Origin of the sequence: Shinella zoogloeoides (assembly GCF_033705735.1) — a bacterium.
Classification (GTDB): Bacteria; Pseudomonadota; Alphaproteobacteria; order Rhizobiales; family Rhizobiaceae; genus Shinella; species Shinella zoogloeoides_A.
On record NZ_CP131130.1, the window covers coordinates 2,423,289 to 2,439,552 of the forward strand.

General features: G+C 65.4%; 13 protein-coding genes and 1 tRNA gene. 8 read left to right on the plus strand and 6 right to left on the minus strand.

The window, feature by feature from the left end; translation table 11 throughout:
- Positions 1–66 precede the first annotated feature (66 nt).
- Complete coding sequence (locus tag ShzoTeo12_RS12145; protein WP_119256665.1) at positions 67–951, minus strand: N-formylglutamate amidohydrolase; 885 nt, start codon at positions 949–951, stop codon at positions 67–69.
- 190 nt (positions 952–1,141) lie between these two features.
- Here ShzoTeo12_RS12145 and cpdR1 point away from each other — a divergent pair, with 190 nt between their 5' ends.
- From cpdR1 to ShzoTeo12_RS12160, 3 genes are all read left to right on the plus strand, one after another.
- Positions 1,142–1,504: a response regulator CpdR1 gene (gene cpdR1, locus ShzoTeo12_RS12150; RefSeq protein WP_069061148.1), complete on the plus strand. Its 363-nt coding sequence runs from the start codon at positions 1,142–1,144 to the stop codon at positions 1,502–1,504.
- 94 nt (positions 1,505–1,598) lie between these two features.
- A tRNA-Val gene (locus tag ShzoTeo12_RS12155) sits at positions 1,599–1,673 on the plus strand.
- A 416-nt stretch (positions 1,674–2,089) separates the two neighbouring features.
- Positions 2,090–3,574, plus strand: a complete 1,485-nt coding sequence (locus ShzoTeo12_RS12160) for a nucleobase:cation symporter-2 family protein (protein ID WP_119256664.1) — start codon at positions 2,090–2,092, stop codon at positions 3,572–3,574.
- 97 nt (positions 3,575–3,671) lie between these two features.
- On the opposite strand, the gene ShzoTeo12_RS12165 is transcribed toward ShzoTeo12_RS12160, so the two are convergent.
- The 3 genes from ShzoTeo12_RS12165 to ShzoTeo12_RS12175 form a co-directional block, all read right to left on the minus strand.
- Entirely contained in the window at positions 3,672–3,806 is a 135-nt protein-coding gene (locus tag ShzoTeo12_RS12165; RefSeq protein WP_162911367.1) for a lipoprotein, read from the minus strand.
- A 104-nt stretch (positions 3,807–3,910) separates the two neighbouring features.
- A complete protein-coding gene (dgoD, locus tag ShzoTeo12_RS12170) occupies positions 3,911–5,059 on the minus strand; it encodes a galactonate dehydratase (protein WP_119256663.1) in 1,149 nt (382 codons plus the stop codon).
- Between the two features lie 56 nt (positions 5,060–5,115).
- Positions 5,116–5,862, minus strand: coding sequence for a FadR/GntR family transcriptional regulator (locus ShzoTeo12_RS12175; protein ID WP_119256662.1), 747 nt, complete (start codon positions 5,860–5,862; stop codon positions 5,116–5,118).
- A gap of 162 nt (positions 5,863–6,024) precedes the next feature.
- Here ShzoTeo12_RS12175 and ShzoTeo12_RS12180 point away from each other — a divergent pair, with 162 nt between their 5' ends.
- On the plus strand, positions 6,025–7,554 hold the full coding sequence (locus ShzoTeo12_RS12180; protein ID WP_318909865.1) for an altronate dehydratase family protein: 1,530 nt from the start codon (positions 6,025–6,027) through the stop codon (positions 7,552–7,554).
- On the opposite strand, the gene ShzoTeo12_RS12185 is transcribed toward ShzoTeo12_RS12180, so the two are convergent.
- Together ShzoTeo12_RS12185 and ShzoTeo12_RS12190 are read right to left on the minus strand one after the other, a co-directional pair.
- A complete protein-coding gene (locus tag ShzoTeo12_RS12185) occupies positions 7,555–7,908 on the minus strand; it encodes a VOC family protein (protein WP_318909866.1) in 354 nt (117 codons plus the stop codon). It lies immediately after the preceding gene.
- A 10-nt stretch (positions 7,909–7,918) separates the two neighbouring features.
- Positions 7,919–8,944, minus strand: a complete 1,026-nt coding sequence (locus ShzoTeo12_RS12190; protein ID WP_318909867.1) for a GntR family transcriptional regulator — start codon at positions 8,942–8,944, stop codon at positions 7,919–7,921.
- A gap of 217 nt (positions 8,945–9,161) precedes the next feature.
- On the opposite strand from ShzoTeo12_RS12190, the gene ilvD reads away from it, so the two are divergent.
- From ilvD to ShzoTeo12_RS12210, 4 genes are all read left to right on the plus strand, one after another.
- The gene (gene ilvD, locus ShzoTeo12_RS12195) at positions 9,162–10,997 is read left to right on the plus strand and encodes a dihydroxy-acid dehydratase (protein WP_119256658.1); all 1,836 of its coding nucleotides are present in this window, start codon (positions 9,162–9,164) and stop codon (positions 10,995–10,997) included.
- 184 nt (positions 10,998–11,181) lie between these two features.
- The gene (locus tag ShzoTeo12_RS12200; protein WP_318909868.1) at positions 11,182–11,916 is read left to right on the plus strand and encodes a thioredoxin family protein; all 735 of its coding nucleotides are present in this window, start codon (positions 11,182–11,184) and stop codon (positions 11,914–11,916) included.
- A gap of 33 nt (positions 11,917–11,949) precedes the next feature.
- On the plus strand, positions 11,950–12,726 hold the full coding sequence (locus tag ShzoTeo12_RS12205; protein ID WP_318909869.1) for a VOC family protein: 777 nt from the start codon (positions 11,950–11,952) through the stop codon (positions 12,724–12,726).
- A gap of 129 nt (positions 12,727–12,855) precedes the next feature.
- Positions 12,856–16,176 carry a transglutaminase family protein gene (locus ShzoTeo12_RS12210; RefSeq protein ID WP_318909870.1) on the plus strand — a complete coding sequence of 1,107 codons (3,321 nt, stop codon included), beginning with the start codon at positions 12,856–12,858 and terminating at the stop codon, positions 16,174–16,176.
- The last annotated feature ends 88 nt before the right edge of the window (positions 16,177–16,264 follow it).

The window sequence follows — 16,264 nt, forward strand, 5'->3', positions numbered from 1 at the left end:
TTGGGTGTTTCCTCCCTAGACTTTAACCGCGCAGCCTGCGCGGTTTTTTTTGAAGGAAGGGCGGGCCTATTCGGCGGCGAGCGCCCGGTCCGCGGCATATTCCTCCACATGGTCGGAAAAGTCCTGCAGGAAGGCGGAGATCGCCGTCTGCAGCACCGCGAAATCGGGCCTCTTGGCAAGTGTCACCTCATCGACATAGAGGCCGCGGTTCACCTCGATCTGCAGGGCGTGCAGCCCCTTGGCCGGCCGGCCGTAATGCTCGGTGATGAAGCCGCCGGCATAGGGCTTGTTGCGCACGACGGAAAAACCCATGTCCTCGAGAAGCCGCATGGCGACACGCGAAAGCTCGCCCGAGGCGCTAGTGCCGTAGCGGTCGCCGATGATGAAGTCCGGCCGCATGCCGCTGCCCGCGACGCGGATATTGCCGGGCATCGAATGGCAGTCGATGAGCACTGCGAAGCCGAAGGCCACATGGGTGCGCACCACGAGCCGGCGCAGGCACGCATGATAGGGCTTGTAGACATTCTCCACCCGGTCCAGCGCCTCCTCGACGGGAAAGCGGTGGCGGTAGATCTCCATGTTCTCCGCGACGACCCGCGGCACCGTGCCGAGCCCGCCCGCGACGCGGATGGAATTGATGTTGGCATAGGACGGCAGCGGCCCGTCGAACATGCGCGGATCGAGCTCGTAGGGCTCGCGGTTGACGTCGAGCCAGGCACGCGGGAAATGCGCGATCAGCATCGGCGCGCCGAGCGCGGGGGCGACCGAAAACAGCTCGTCGACATAATGGTCTTCCGAGCGGCGGATACCGAGCGCGTCGAGGCGCGACTGTTCGACAAAGCCCTGTGGATAACGGCGACCGCTATGCGGCGAATTGAAGACGAGGGGCACGCTCTGCGAAACCGGCTCCAGCACTTCGAAGTGGCTGTTTTCGCTCAGAGCCTCCGCCATTGCCATCCTTTACCATGCCTGAAAGTCATTGCCGCGCCCATGTTGCCAGCCGCGCGCGCGCGTGTCCATACTGAGAACCGATGGCCTGGGGCTTGCCCTGCCACATTCACCGGATATTTACCGGAATGAGATTTCGTAACAGTACCGCCCCTCCGTGGGCAGACAACCTTAGCAACGGTTCCCGGATTCCATGACACCCAAGATTCTCCTCGCCGAAGACGATAACGACATGCGCCGCTTCCTCGTGAAGGCGCTCGAAAAGGCGGGCTACCAGGTGCTGTCCTACGACAACGGCGCCAGTGCATATGACCGGCTGCGCGAAGAACCCTTCTCGCTGCTGCTCACCGACATCGTGATGCCCGAGATGGACGGCATCGAGCTGGCGCGCCGCGCCACCGAGCTCGACCCCGACCTCAAGGTCATGTTCATCACCGGTTTTGCCGCGGTGGCGCTGAACCCGGATTCCAAGGCTCCGAAGGACGCAAAGGTCCTTTCCAAGCCGTTCCACCTGCGCGATCTCGTCGACGAGGTCAACAAGATGCTGGCCGCCTAAGGCCCGGAAAAGACCGCAAAAACGGCGCGTAAAAAAAGCTCGAAAAGCCTATTGACGCCGCCGGATGTTTTGTGGTCTATGCGCCTCATCGAATGGGCGTGTAGCTCAGCGGGAGAGCACTACGTTGACATCGTAGGGGTCACAGGTTCAATCCCTGTCACGCCCACCATTCGATACCCAAAGGCCTTTCGGGAAACCGGAAGGCCTTTTGCTTTTCCGGTTCCGCGCACGGCCGAGATGTCGAAATCGGCCCGCCCTTCCGCCCTCTTTCGGCACCTCTTCGGCCGCCACGCGGAAATACACATATGCCGTGCAGGAAAGAGTTGACGGCCCGCCTCGTTTCAGGATCAAATGACGGCCGGTTCAAGTAGCGCACAGGGGCGAAAACCGGTGTCAAGCCGGTGAAATTCCATCCGAATTGCGGAAAATGCCGGTGTGCGGCGCATCATCCCGCCCGCCCGATTACCCTGGGAAACCGTAAAGTGTTTATTCCCGGGCTAAGCTTGCGACCCTCCGCCCCGCTCCCAAAGATAGCGCACCCCGTTGGAGGACGGGCATTGGACAGTCGATGTGATGGGAGGATCCATGAGCGACGCATCCAGCATACAGCCGGTGGACGAGAAGCTGCCCGTGGGCAGGCTCGCGACGCTGGGCATTCAACACGTACTCGTCATGTATGGCGGCGCCGTCGCGGTTCCGCTCATCGTCGGCCGCGCCCTGCAGCTCAGCCCGCAGGACGTCGCCTTCCTGATTTCCGCCGACCTCTTCGTCTGCGGCCTCGTCACCATCATCCAGTCGCTCGGCGTCACGCGCCATGTCGGCATCAAGATGCCGGTCATGATGGGCGTCACCTTCGCCTCGGTCGGCCCCATGGTCTCCATGGCCAACCTTGCCCCCGGAACGGAAGGGGCGCGCATGATCTTCGGCGCCATCATCGGCGCGGGTTTCATTGCGTTCCTGCTCGCCCCGATCATGGGACGGCTCCTTCGCTTCTTCCCGCCGGTCGTGACCGGCACCATCATCCTCGTCATCGGCGTGTCGCTGATGCGCGTCGGCATCAACTGGACCTTCGGCAATCCCTTCGGCCCCACCGCGCCCAAGGTGATCGACCCCAGCCATGCCGAATGGCTGGCGCAGATGAAGAAGCTCGCCGAGACGGGCGGGCCTGCCGTTCCTGACGGGCTTTCGCTCGCGCCGACGGTTTCCAACCCCTTCTATGCGGAACCGAGCCATATCGCGCTTTCGGCCCTGGTGCTCGTCTCCATCCTGGTCATCGCCCGCTTCGGCCGCGGCCTCATCAGCAACATCGCCGTCCTGACCGGCGTCGTCATCGGCTGCGTCGTCGCCGCCGTGCTCGGCATGATGCATTTCGACCGCGTGGCCGATGCCGGCTGGTTCGCCGTCGTCACACCGCTGCGCTTCGGCATGCCGATCTTCGACCCCGTCCTGATCGCCACCATGGCGCTCGTGATGATCGTGGTCATGATCGAATCGACCGGCATGTTCCTTGCCCTCGGCGAGATCACCGGCCGGACCGTGTCGCAGCAGACCCTGACGGCCGGCCTTCGCGTCGACGGCATCGGCACGATGATCGGCGGCCTTTTCAACACCTTCCCCTATACGAGCTTCTCGCAGAATGTCGGCCTCGTCGGTGTGACGGGCGTGAAGAGCCGCTATGTCTGCGTGGCGGCGGGCGTGATCATGATCGTGCTCGGCCTCATCCCGAAGATGGGCGCGCTGGTGGAAGCCGTTCCGACCTTCGTCCTCGGCGGCGCGGGCCTGGTGATGTTCGGCATGGTCGCGGCGACGGGCGTGCGCATCCTCGCCACGGTCGACTTCAAGACCTCGCGCAACAACCTCTTCGTGGTTGCCGTATCGGTCGGCTTCGGCCTCATCCCGCTGCTGGCGCCGAATTACCTGATGTGGATGCCGCATGCGATCCACCCGATCATCGAATCGGGCATCGTGCTCGCCTCCATCGCGGCCGTCATCCTGAATGCCTTCTTCAACGGCGTCCGGTTCGAGCAGGCCGCCGCTATCGACGCGGCCCGCCTCGCCGACAGCCACTGAAGGCGTAAGGCCTCACAAACGAAAGCCGGCCCGTTCACCACGGGCCGGCTTTTCTTTGGTGCATTTCCGGCAAAAGCGCCTGGCGGTCTCGCGCCGGTCAGTTCAGCGGAACGCGAACGCCGCCGGTTTCCGCCGGGCGGGCATAGGTCGTGTTGTCGGCCGCCGTGGTGCTGCAACCGGCAAGCGCCAGAACCGCCAGCGCGGCAACGATGAAACCCGTGATGGGGCGCATGGTCCTCTCCTTTGTGACGTACCCCTATCACATAGGGGCTCGCGGCGATTCCGTCCACCACGGCGCAAGACGAAAAGCCCGACACGAAGCCGGGCTTTCCTGTTTCACCATTCGGCGACGCTACCGTCCTCGTGGCGCCAGATCGGGTTGCGCCAGCGATGGCCTTCCTTGGCCCGCTCGATGACATAGGCCTCGTCCACCTCCACGCCGAGGCCCGGCCCCTGCGGGATCGACACGAAGCCGTCCGCATAGTGGAACACCTCCTTGTTGGAGATATAGTCGAGGATGTCGTTACCCTCGTTGTAGTGGATGCCGAGGCTCTGCTCCTGGATGAAGGCATTGTAGGAGACGGCGTCCACCTGCAGGCAGGCGGCCAGCGCGATCGGGCCCAGCGGGCAATGCGGCGCGAGCGCCACGTCATAGGCTTCCGCCATCGCCGCGATCTTGCGGCATTCCGTGATGCCGCCGGCATGCGAAAGGTCCGGCTGGAGGATATCGACATAGCCGTCCGAGAGGACCGACTTGAAGTCCCAGCGCGAGAACAGCCGCTCCCCGAGCGCGATGGGCGTCGAGCAATGGTTGGCGATCTCCTTCAGCGCCTCGCGGTTCTCCGACAGCACCGGCTCCTCGATGAACATCAGGTTGTAGGGCTGGAGCTCCTTCGCCAGGACCTTTGCCATCGGCCGGTGCACGCGGCCGTGGAAATCGACGCCGATGCCGATATGCGGACCGATGGCCTCGCGGATGATGGCGATGGTCTCCACCGCCTTCTCCACCTTCTCCCAGGTGTCGACGATCTGCATCTCCTCGCAGCCGTTGAGCTTGATCGCCTTGAAGCCGCGGGCGACGACCTCGCGGGCATTGTTGGCGACGTCGGAGGGACGGTCGCCGCCGATCCAGCTATAGACCTTGATCCGGTCGCGCACCTGGCCGCCGAGCAGGGCATGGATCGGCTGGCCATAGGCCTTGCCCTTGATGTCCCAGAGCGCCTGGTCGATGCCGGCGAGCGCCGACATGTGCACGGCGCCGCCACGGTAGAAGCCGCCGCGATACATGACCTGCCAGTGATCCTCGATCAGCAGCGGGTCCTTGCCGATCAGATAATCGGAAAGCTCCTGCACCGCCGCTTCCACCGTCAGCGCGCGGCCCTCCACCACCGGCTCGCCCCAGCCGACGATGCCCTCGTCCGTCTCGATCTTCAGGAAAAGCCACCGCGGCGGCACGATATAGGTCGTCAGCTTCGTGATCTTCATGGGTCTGCATCCCTCGTGGGTTCGTATTCGCTCGCGGAAGGGCCCCGCGAAATTCGTCAGCTCTCGCCGGCCTTGGTCATCAGGCCGGAAAGGTCGCGCGCGGCGAGATCGAGAATGTTGCGCGAGCAGCTTTCCGCCCGCGCCGCATCGCGCAGGCGCAGCGCGTCGACCAGTTCCCGGTGCACGTCGAGCGCCTCGTCCCGCCGCGCCGCCGCCCGGTTGGAGGCGTGCAACGCATAGGAGAGCGCGGCGTGGATGATGGAGGAGAGCTGGTGGAAGACCTTGTTGTGGCTCGCCTTCAGCAGCGTCTCGTGGAATCGGGCATCGGCGGCGGTGAAGGCTTCGAGATCGCCCTCGGTGTCACGCATCTCGTCGCAGGCCCGTTCGAGGTCCGCGATCTCCTGCGCCGTGGCGCGCGAGGCGGCGAGGAAGGCGGCGGCCGGCTCTACGGTGCGGCGCGCTTCGAGGATCGAGCCGAGCAGTTCGGCCGAAAGCACGTCCGGCCCCATCCATTCGAGGATCTGCGCATCGAGGACATTCCATTCCGAGCGGTCGCAGACGATCGTGCCGACGCGCGGGCGGCCGCGCACGAGGCCCTTGGTTTCCAGCACTTTCAGGGATTCACGGATGACGGTGCGGCTGACGCCGTAGGTCTCGCAGAGATCGCTCTCGCGCGGCAACACCGCCCCCGGCGGAAAGCGCCCGCCGCAGATATCCGTGCCGATGGCGGCCGTCACGTTATGGCGCACGCGCGGGCGGCGCGACAGCGGCCGCTGGGCCTGCCTCTTCGATCTCTCCGCCACCTTGCCTCCATCCCATGCTAAATCATCGTACAAATCTTCTGAATTATACGACAAATTAAGGGCAAAGACCACGCCTCCGCCTTTTCCCGCCAAGATATTTTCCGAATATTGACTTCTGCCGACAGAGTGCATAATGCGCCGGTCCCACTTGCAGGAGCCGCCATGCTTGCCGATCTGCCCGCCGTGCTCGTCCTCAACCCGAAAGACAATGTCGGCGTGGTGCCGGCCAATGTCGATGCCGGCCGTGCGCTGGTGAACGGCGTTGCCGCCGCCGAGCGCATTCCGCGCGGCCACAAGGTCGCCATCGCGCCCATCGCGGAAGGCGCGCCGGTCCTGAAATACGGCCAGATCATCGGCTATGCGACGCGGGCGATCCGCCCCGGCGAGCACGTGCACCTGCAGAACCTCGCCATCCTCGACGTCGAACTGAAGCATGAATTCTGCGTCGACAACGCCCCGCCCGTCATGGTGCCCGAAGCCGAGCGCCGCACCTTCGAGGGCTACGATCGCGGCAACGGACGCATCGGCACCCGCAACTATATCGGCATCCTCTCGACGGTGAACTGTTCCGCCACCGTCTCGCGCTACGTGGCGGAGCACTATGCCCGCCGGTTCCGCGAGACCGGCCACGACAATATCGACGGTGTCGTGGCGCTGACCTATGGCGGCGGCTGCGCGCTGAACCTGAAATCCGAAGGCGGGCGCATCCTCACCCGCACCTTCAAGGGCTATGCCCGCAACCCCAATTTCGGCGGCATCCTGATGATCGGCCTCGGCTGCGAGACCTTTCAATACGGCCCGCTCGTCGAGGAGGCGGGACTGGAGGAAGGCAAGACCTTCCGCACCATGATGATCCAGAACCAGGGCGGCACGCGCAGGACCATCGAGGCGGCCTGCGAGATGATCGACGACATGCTGCCGGATGTCGGCCGCATCCGCCGCACGCCGCAGCCGCTGTCCGGCATCAAGCTGGCGCTCGAATGCGGCGGCTCGGACGGCTATTCCGGCATCTCCGCCAACCCTGCCCTCGGCATCGCCTCCGACCTTCTGGTGAAGCAGGGCGCGACGACCGTGCTGTCGGAGACGCCCGAGATCTACGGCGCCGAACATCTCCTCACCCGCCGGGCCGCCCGGCCGGAGGTCGCGGAGAAGCTGCTGTCGCGCATCGACTGGTGGCGGGACTATACGGCGAAGAACGACGCCGAGCTCAACAACAACCCCTCGCATGGCAACAAGGCCGGGGGGCTGACGACCATCCTCGAAAAATCGCTCGGCGCGGTCGCCAAGGGCGGCTCCATGCCGCTCAATGCGGTCTACGAATATGCCGAAGAGGTGACGGAGCCGGGCTTCGTCTTCATGGACACGCCCGGCTACGACCCGGCCGCCGTGACCGGCCAGATCGCCGGCGGCTGCAACCTCGTCGCCTTCACCACGGGCCGCGGCTCCGTTTCCGGCTACAAGCCCGCGCCCTGCATCAAGATCGCCACCAACACGCCCATGTACGAGCACATCCGGGAGGACATGGACATCAACTGCGGCACCATCGTCGACGGCACCGAGACCATCGAGGAGGCCGGCCGCCGCATCTTCGAATTCGTCATCGAGACCGCGTCCGGCCGCAAGACGGCGAGCGAGGCCTTCGATTACGGCGACAGCGAATTCGTGCCCTGGCAGGTCGGCGCGATCACCTGATCAGCCCGTGTGCATGAGGACATTGACCAGCGTGCCGGCCGGATCGCGCACGAAGAAGCGCCGCACGCCCCATGGCTCGTCGGCGGGCCCGTATTCGATCGGATAGCCGCCCTTCACGACGCCCGCATGGACCGTCTCCAGATCGTCCACCTCGATGGAGAGGCCGGGCACCGGCGTGCCCGAGCCTCCCTCCGAGGCAAAGCTCACTTGCAGCGGCATTGTGCCATCGGTGCCGTAGGTGGCGATCCAGCCGTGGTCCATCAGGAGCCTCAGCCCGAGCACCTCTTCATAGAAGCGGGCGACCGCCGCGGGATCTGCCGTCTCGATATTGGCGACGATGCGCTTGACCTTCATGGCACTCTCCTCAGCGGGTGGCGGGCACCGCATAGGCCGGCATGTCCGGCCGGTGCGCCTCCCGCAGTTCCGCGACGCGCCCGATAACCTTGGGGAGCGAGACGGCGATATGATGGCGCAACGTCTCGGCCGCCCGCGCGCTGTCGTCGACATCGAGTGCCCGGAAGACGGCCAGATGCTCGGCGATGAAGGGCTCGTCGGCCGGCATGCGGTGCGAGACCCCGATGATATGCTTGCTGACATTCAGCATGAAGCGCGCGCGGCGCAGCGCGATCAGCAGTTCCCGGTTCGGGCAGTAGCCGAGGCAGGTGATGTGGAGATCCGTCTCTAGATCGTCCATCGCCTCGACGGACAAGTCCGGATAGACCGCCAGCGCCTCCTCCAGCCGCTCCGTCATCGCCCTGCGTTCGGCGGGCGGAAGGAAGGGCGCGGCGCGCACCAGCGCCAGCGGCTCCAGCGACACGCGGATATCGTGCAGGTCGCGCATGCGCTGCTCGTCGAGCGGCACCAGCGTCCAGCGCATGCGCTCGTCCTTCTCGACGATGCCGAGCGCTTCCAGCCGGGTCAGCGCATCGCGCGCCACCTGCCGGCCGACGCCGCGGGCGCGCGCCAGCTCCACCTCGTTGATCCGGTGGCGGCCGAAGACGGAAAGATGCACCATCTCCCGCTCAAGGCTCTCATAGATCGCCTCCCAACCCGGCGCCTTGCGCAGGGCCGGCGCCTCCTCGCCGAGACCGAGCATCTCCGCCGTCAGCGCCACGCGCTTCGGCCCGCTCCGCCCCTGCCCCACGAGGAAACCGCGCCCGTCGAAGCGGCGGATCGCCCCGGCCTCCTCCAGGAGAGCGAAGGCCTGGCGAACCGGCGTTCGCGTCGACGCGAAGAGGCCGGCGACCGGCCCCTCCAGCAAAAGCGCGCCCTTCGGCAGGCGCCCGGAGGCGATGGCATCCGCCAGCACGTCGCGGATACGCAGGTAGAGCGGGCTCCTGTCGAGCCCGGCCTCCGCCTCTTCCGCCAAAACCTGTGCCGTGCCGTTCATGGCGCGGACCATGGCACGAATGCACTGTGCCGACAACGGTCATGTCCGCCCCTGCATGGCCAGCCAGGAACAGGCAAGGAAATTGCGCCGCACCGCCAAAAAATCTCCATTCCTTTCGTGACGCGCGGGGCATTTTGCGTTAGGGAACCTTGCTGAGGCTCGCAATCCGGCCCTTTCCGGCCCATATGCAAGCCGCGTCCATCTCGAGGAATTGACCATGCCCGCATATCGCTCCCGAACCACCACCCACGGCCGCAACATGGCCGGTGCCCGCGGCCTGTGGCGTGCGACCGGCATGAAGGACTCGGATTTCGGAAAGCCGATTATCGCGGTGGTGAACTCCTTCACCCAGTTCGTGCCCGGCCACGTGCACCTGAAGGACCTTGGCCAGCTCGTCGCGCGCGAGATCGAGGCAGCCGGCGGCGTCGCCAAGGAATTCAACACGATCGCCGTCGACGACGGCATCGCCATGGGCCATGACGGCATGCTCTATTCGCTGCCGAGCCGCGAGATCATCGCCGACTCGGTCGAATACATGGTCAACGCGCATTGCGCCGACGCCATGGTCTGCATCTCCAACTGCGACAAGATCACGCCCGGCATGCTGAATGCCGCCATGCGCCTCAACATCCCCGCCGTCTTCGTCTCCGGCGGCCCGATGGAGGCCGGCAAGGTCGTTCTCCACGGCAAGACCCACGCGCTCGACCTCGTCGATGCCATGGTCGCCGCCGCCGACGACAAGATCTCCGACGACGACGTCAAGGCCATCGAGCGCTCCGCCTGCCCGACCTGCGGCTCCTGCTCCGGCATGTTCACGGCCAACTCGATGAACTGTCTGACCGAAGCCCTCGGCCTGTCGCTGCCGGGCAACGGCTCGACGCTGGCCACCCATGCCGACCGCAAGCGCCTCTTCGTCGAGGCCGGCCACCTGATCGTCGATCTCGCCCGCCGCTACTACGAGCAGAACGACGAGAGCATCCTGCCGCGCTCGGTCGCCAACAAGAAGGCCTTCGAGAACGCCATGTCGCTCGATATCGCCATGGGCGGCTCGACCAATACCGTTCTCCACATCCTCGCCGCCGCCCATGAAGGCGGCATCGATTTCGACCTCGACGACATCGACCAGCTGTCGCGCAGGGTGCCGTGCCTCTCCAAGGTCGCGCCCGCCAAGCAGGACGTGCACATGGAAGACGTGCACCGCGCCGGCGGCATCATGCGCATCCTCGGCGAGCTCGACCGCGGGGGCCTGCTCCACCGCGACACGCCGACCGTGCATGCCGAGACACTGGGCGACGCCATCGACCGCTGGGACATCACCCGCACCAGCAGCGAAACGGTCCGCACGTTCTTCCGCGCGGCACCGGGCGGCATCCCCACCCAGGTCGCCTTCAGCCAGGAAGCGCGCTGGGACGAGCTCGACACCGACGGCGAAAAGGGCGTCATCCGCTCCGTCGAACATCCGTTCTCCAAGGATGGCGGCCTTGCCGTCCTCTCCGGCAATATCGCGCTCGACGGCTGCATCGTGAAGACGGCCGGCGTCGATGAATCGATCCTGAAATTCTCCGGCCCCGCCGTCGTCTTCGAAAGCCAGGACGCGGCCGTCAAGGGCATTCTCGGCGGCGAGGTGAAGGCCGGCGACGTCGTCGTCATCCGCTACGAAGGCCCGAAGGGCGGCCCCGGCATGCAGGAAATGCTCTATCCGACGAGCTACCTCAAGTCGAAGGGCCTCGGCAAGGCCTGCGCGCTCATCACCGACGGCCGCTTCTCCGGCGGAACCTCGGGCCTGTCCATCGGCCACGCCTCGCCGGAAGCCGCGCAGGGCGGCGCCATCGGCCTCGTGCGCCAGGGCGACCTGATCGAGATCGACATCCCGAACCGCACCATCAACCTTGCGGTTTCGCAAGAGGAACTGGCCGTCCGCCGCGCCGAGCAGGACAAGCTCGGCTGGAAGCCGGCCGCTCCCCGCAGGCGCAACGTCACGACGGCGCTGAAGGCCTACGCCGCCTTCGCCGCCAGCGCCGACAAGGGCGCCGTTCGCATCCTGCCGGAATAAGCAGTCCGCCGGGCGCGGCCAGGAGGCTGCGCCCGCGCCTGTTTCCGAAAGCCCGCCGATGCGGGCTTTTCCTTCCCCCCTCCTCCATTCTCTGCCGCCCATCCGACAAGCGCCGCTTTGACATCCACGATAAATGTTGATACCAACTTATTTGTCGAAAGCCCGTGAAGGAGGAGTTCCGAGCATGAGACCGAACCACGATATCGTATCCCGGGAGACGTGGCTGAACGCCCGCAAGACCCTGCTGGCCCTGGAGAAGGAGGAAACCAGGCTGCGCGACAAGGTGCGCGCCGAACGCCTCGCCCTTCCCTGGGTCAAGGTCGACAAGACCTATACCTTCGAGACGCCGCAAGGCCGCAAAACGTTGGCGGACCTCTTCGACGGCCGCAGCCAGCTCATCGTCTACCACTTCATGTACGGCCCGGATTGGGAAGCCGGTTGCCCCGGCTGCTCCTTCATGGCGGATCATATCGACGGCATGCTGCCGCATCTCAACAATCACGACGTCACGATGGTCGCCGTCTCCCGCGCGCCGCTGGAAAAGCTGGAGGCCTACAGGAAGCGCATGGGCTGGAAATTCCCGTGGGTCTCGTCCCATGGCAGCGATTTCAACTTCGACTACCACGTTTCCTTCACGAAGGAGGAGCTGGCCAGCGGCAAGGTCATGTACAATTACCGCGAGACAGACGCGGCGGATGCCCATGACGAGCTTCCCGGCCTCAGCGCTTTCTTCAAGGATGAGGACGGCATCGTCTATCATACCTATTCCGACTATGCCCGTGGCGGCGAGGAGGCGCTCGGCACGCTGATGATCCTCGACCGCGCGCCCAAGGGGCGCAACGAGACCGGCACCCTCAGTTTCGTCAAACGGAAGGACGAATATGCCGGCGCGCAAAAGGCGCAATCCTGCTGCGACTGACCAACCCGCGACCACGGACAAAAGGAAAGACCGATGCACAAGGATTATGGCAGGTTCTGCTGGTACGAACTGATGACCCCGGACGTGTCCGCCGCCGAACGCTTCTATGCGTCGGTCATCGGCTGGACAACGAAGGATTCCGGCATGCCGGGCATGAACTACACCCTCGCCTATGCCGGCGAAAGCCAGGTCGCCGGCCTGATGGATATTCCCGCCGAAGCGAAGGGCATGCCGCCGCTCTGGATCGGCTACATCTTCTCCGACGATCTCGAAAAAACGCTGAAGGACATCGTCGCCAATGGCGGCCAGGTCCATCGCCAGCCGCAGGACATTCCCGGCGTCGGCCGCTTCGCAGTCGCCGCCGACCCGCACGGCGCGGTCTTCTCGCTCTTCAGCACCGAGGACGAAGGCCCCGAGCAGCCCGGCATGATGACGCCCGGCCATATCGGCTGGAACGAGCTGATGGCCGGCGACCTCGACAGCGACTGGGACTTCTACGCAAAGACCTTCGGCTGGACGAAGGACAGGGCCGTGGACATGTCGGAAGGTGGCATGGGCATCTACCAGACCTTCGCGGTGCGCGGCGGCAACGCCATCGGCGGCATGATGACCAAGCCGGCGGACCTGCCCGCCCCGCCCTTCTGGGGCTACTATTTCGTGGTCGAGGGACTGGATGCCGCGATAAAGCGGGTGACGGACGGCGGCGGGCGGATCCTGATGGACCCGATGGAAGTGCCCGGCGGCGCCTGGATCGTCAATTGCCTCGATCCGCAGGGCGCGCATTTCTCGCTGGTCGCAGCAACCCGCTGAACCTCGGGCGACACGGGCATTCCGCCCCATCGGAGCCAGCAAGCGCGATGGCGCTTGCAATCTGTCTTCGCATTGCACAAACTCCCCTCGATGACGGCACGAGACCGTCACCGAGGGGAAAAAGCACGTATGTCGATCAAGGCCGGCATCTACCACCTTACCCACTACAAATACGACAACCCGGTCCGTCTCGGACCCCAGATCATCCGGTTGAAGCCGGCGGCGCATTCCAAGACCAAGGTGATCAGCCATTCGCTGAAGGTCACGCCCGAAAACCACTTCGTGAACCTCCAGCAGGATCCCTACGGCAACTATCTCGCCCGCTACGTCTTCCCCGATCCGGTGACGGAACTGAAGATCGAGGTCGACCTCGTCGCCGACATGACGATCTACAACCCCTTCGACTTCTTCGTGGAGGAGGAGGCCGAGCACTGGCCCTTCGACTATCCGGCCGATCTCGTCGAGGACCTGAAGATCTACCGCACGCCCGAGCCGCTGACGCCCGCGCTCGAAGCCTTCATGAAGACCGTCGACCGCTCCCGCCAGCGCACGGTCGACATGGTCGTCGGCCTTAATGCGCGGCTGCAGCAGGAAATCGGCTACGTCATCCGCATGGAACCCGGCGTGCAATCGCCCGAGGAGACGCTGAGCATCGCCCGCGGTTCCTGCCGCGATTCAAGCTGGCTGCTCGTGCAGATCCTGCGCAATCTCGGCCTCGCCGCCCGCTTCGTCTCCGGCTACCTCATCCAGCTGACACCCGACCTCAAGGCGCTCGACGGCCCCTCCGGCACCGAGGTGGACTTCACCGACCTTCATGCCTGGTGCGAGGTCTATATTCCCGGCGCCGGTTGGATCGGCCTCGACCCGACCTCTGGCCTCCTGACCGGCGAAAGCCACATCCCGCTGGCCGCGACCCCACATTACCGCAACGCCGCGCCGATCAGCGGCGGCTATTTCGGCGAGGCGAATACCGCATTCGACTTCGCGATGACGGTGGACCGCGTCGCCGAGCATCCGCGCATCACCAAGCCCTTCTCCGACGAGAGCTGGGAGGCCTTGAACGCGCTCGGCCGCGAAGTGGACGGCGTGCTCGCCGCCAACGACGTGCGCCTCACCATGGGCGGCGAGCCGACCTTCGTCTCCATCGACGATTTCGAATCCGCTGAATGGAACACCGCCGCCGTCGGCCCCACCAAGCGCGAGAAGGCAGACCAGCTGATCCGGCGCCTGCGTGAAAAATTCGCGCCCGGCGGCTTCCTGCATTACGGGCAGGGCAAGTGGTATCCCGGCGAAAGCCTGCCGCGCTGGACTTTCTCGCTCTACTGGCGGCGCGACGGAAAGCCGATATGGCAGAATCCGGACCTTATCGCCGAGGAAGGCGCGCCGCGCCCGGTGACGGAAGACGACGCCGGCCGGCTCCTCACCGCGATTGCCGGCGAACTCGACATTCCGGCCGAAAACGTGATGCCCGCCTTCGAGGACCCCGCCGAATGGTTGGTCAAGGAGGCGAACCTTCCCAACAATGTCGACCCGTCTAACTCCAAGCTGGAGGATGCCGAGGAGCGCAGCCGCATTGCCCGCGTCTTCGAGCGCGGCCTCACCCGCCCGACCGGCTATGTGCTGCCCGTCCAGGCGTGGAATTCCCGCGCCAGCGGCCGTCGATGGTCGAGCGAGAAATGGCAGACCCGCCGCGGCCGCCTCTTCCTCGTGCCCGGCGACAGCCCCGTCGGCTACCGCCTGCCGCTGAATTCGCTGCCCTGGCTCTCGCCGGCCGTCTATCCCTACATAAACCCGATGGACCCCACCATCGAACGCGACGAACTACCGGACTACGCGGAGGATGCGGGTCGCCCGCAGAAAACCGCACATTTCCAGCCCTTCAAGGGCCAGCAGCCGCAGGTGCCACAATCCACCGACGAGATCGGCGGCTATGTGCGCACCGCCATCTCGGTCGAGCCGCGCGACGGCCGGCTCTGCGTCTTCATGCCGCCGACCGTCAGCGTCGAGGAGTATCTCGACCTCATCGCCTCCGCCGAGCGCGCCGCCGCCGCGATCGGCCTGCCGGTCCATATCGAGGGCTATGCCCCGCCGCATGACGAACGCCTCAACGTGATCCGCGTCGCGCCCGATCCCGGCGTCATCGAAGTCAACATCCACCCCGCCTCCACCTGGGACGACTGTGTCGACATCACCACGGCGATCTACGAGGAAGCCCGCCAGTCCCGTCTCGGCGCGGACAAGTTCATGATCGACGGCCGCCACACCGGCACCGGCGGCGGCAACCATGTGGTCGTCGGTGGCGCGAACCCCAACGATAGCCCGTTCCTGCGCCGCCCGGACCTCCTGAAGAGCCTCGTGCTGCATTGGCAGCGCCATCCCTCGCTCTCCTACCTCTTCTCCGGCCTCTTCATCGGCCCGACCAGCCAGGCCCCGCGCATCGACGAGGCCCGGCACGACTCGCTCTACGAACTGGAAATCGCGCTCTCGCAGGTGCCGCCGCCCGGCGAGGGCCAGCCGCCGCTGCCCTGGCTCGTCGACCGCCTGTTCCGCAACCTCCTGACTGACGTCACCGGCAACACGCACCGCTCGGAAATCTGCATCGACAAGCTCTTCTCGCCGGATGGCCCGACCGGCCGCCTCGGCCTCGTCGAGTTCCGCGGCTTCGAGATGCCGCCGAATGCCCGCATGAGCCTTGCCCAGCAGCTCCTCATCCGCGCCCTCATCGCCCGCTTCTGGCAGAACCCCGCGCAGGGCGGCTTCGTGCGCTGGGGCACCACGTTGCATGACCGCTTCATGCTGCCGCATTACGTCTGGCAGGATTTCCTCGACGTCCTAGCCGACCTCAAGGCGAATGGCTTCGAGCTGCGCCCGGAATGGTTCTCCGCCCAGCTCGAATTCCGCTTCCCCTTCTGCGGCGAGGTGGAATACGAGGGCGCGAACCTGGAGCTGCGGCAGGCGCTGGAGCCCTGGCATGTCATGGGTGAGCAGGGCGCCATCGGTGGCACGGTGCGCTATGTCGATAGTTCCGTCGAACGCCTGCAGGTCAAGCTGGAGACAACCAATCCCGAGCGCTACACCGTCGCCTGCAACGGCAGGCCGATGCCATTGAGGTCAACAGGCACGAAGGGTGTCTCGGTAGCGGGCGTCCGCTTCAAGGCATGGCAGCCCGCCTCGGGCCTTCATCCGGTGCTGCCCGTCAACACACCGCTTACTTTCGACATTTATGATACATGGTCGCGCAGAGCGATCGGGGGCTGCATTTACCACGTTGCCCATCCGGGCGGACGCAACTATGACACCTTCCCGGTAAACGGCAACGAGGCCGAGGCGCGCCGGCTGGCGCGGTTCGAGCCCTGGGGGCACAGGGCCGGCGGCTATACGCTGTGGCCGGAAACATCGCCGGCGGATTTCCCGCTGACGCTGGATCTGCGCCGGCCGCCCGGCATCTAAAGGCAATTCCTGCAAAAGTGCGCAGCGGTTTTGCGTCTGGAATTGCGCGAGACAAAGAGCTGGAGCATTTCCGCATTTCGAAGAAGGC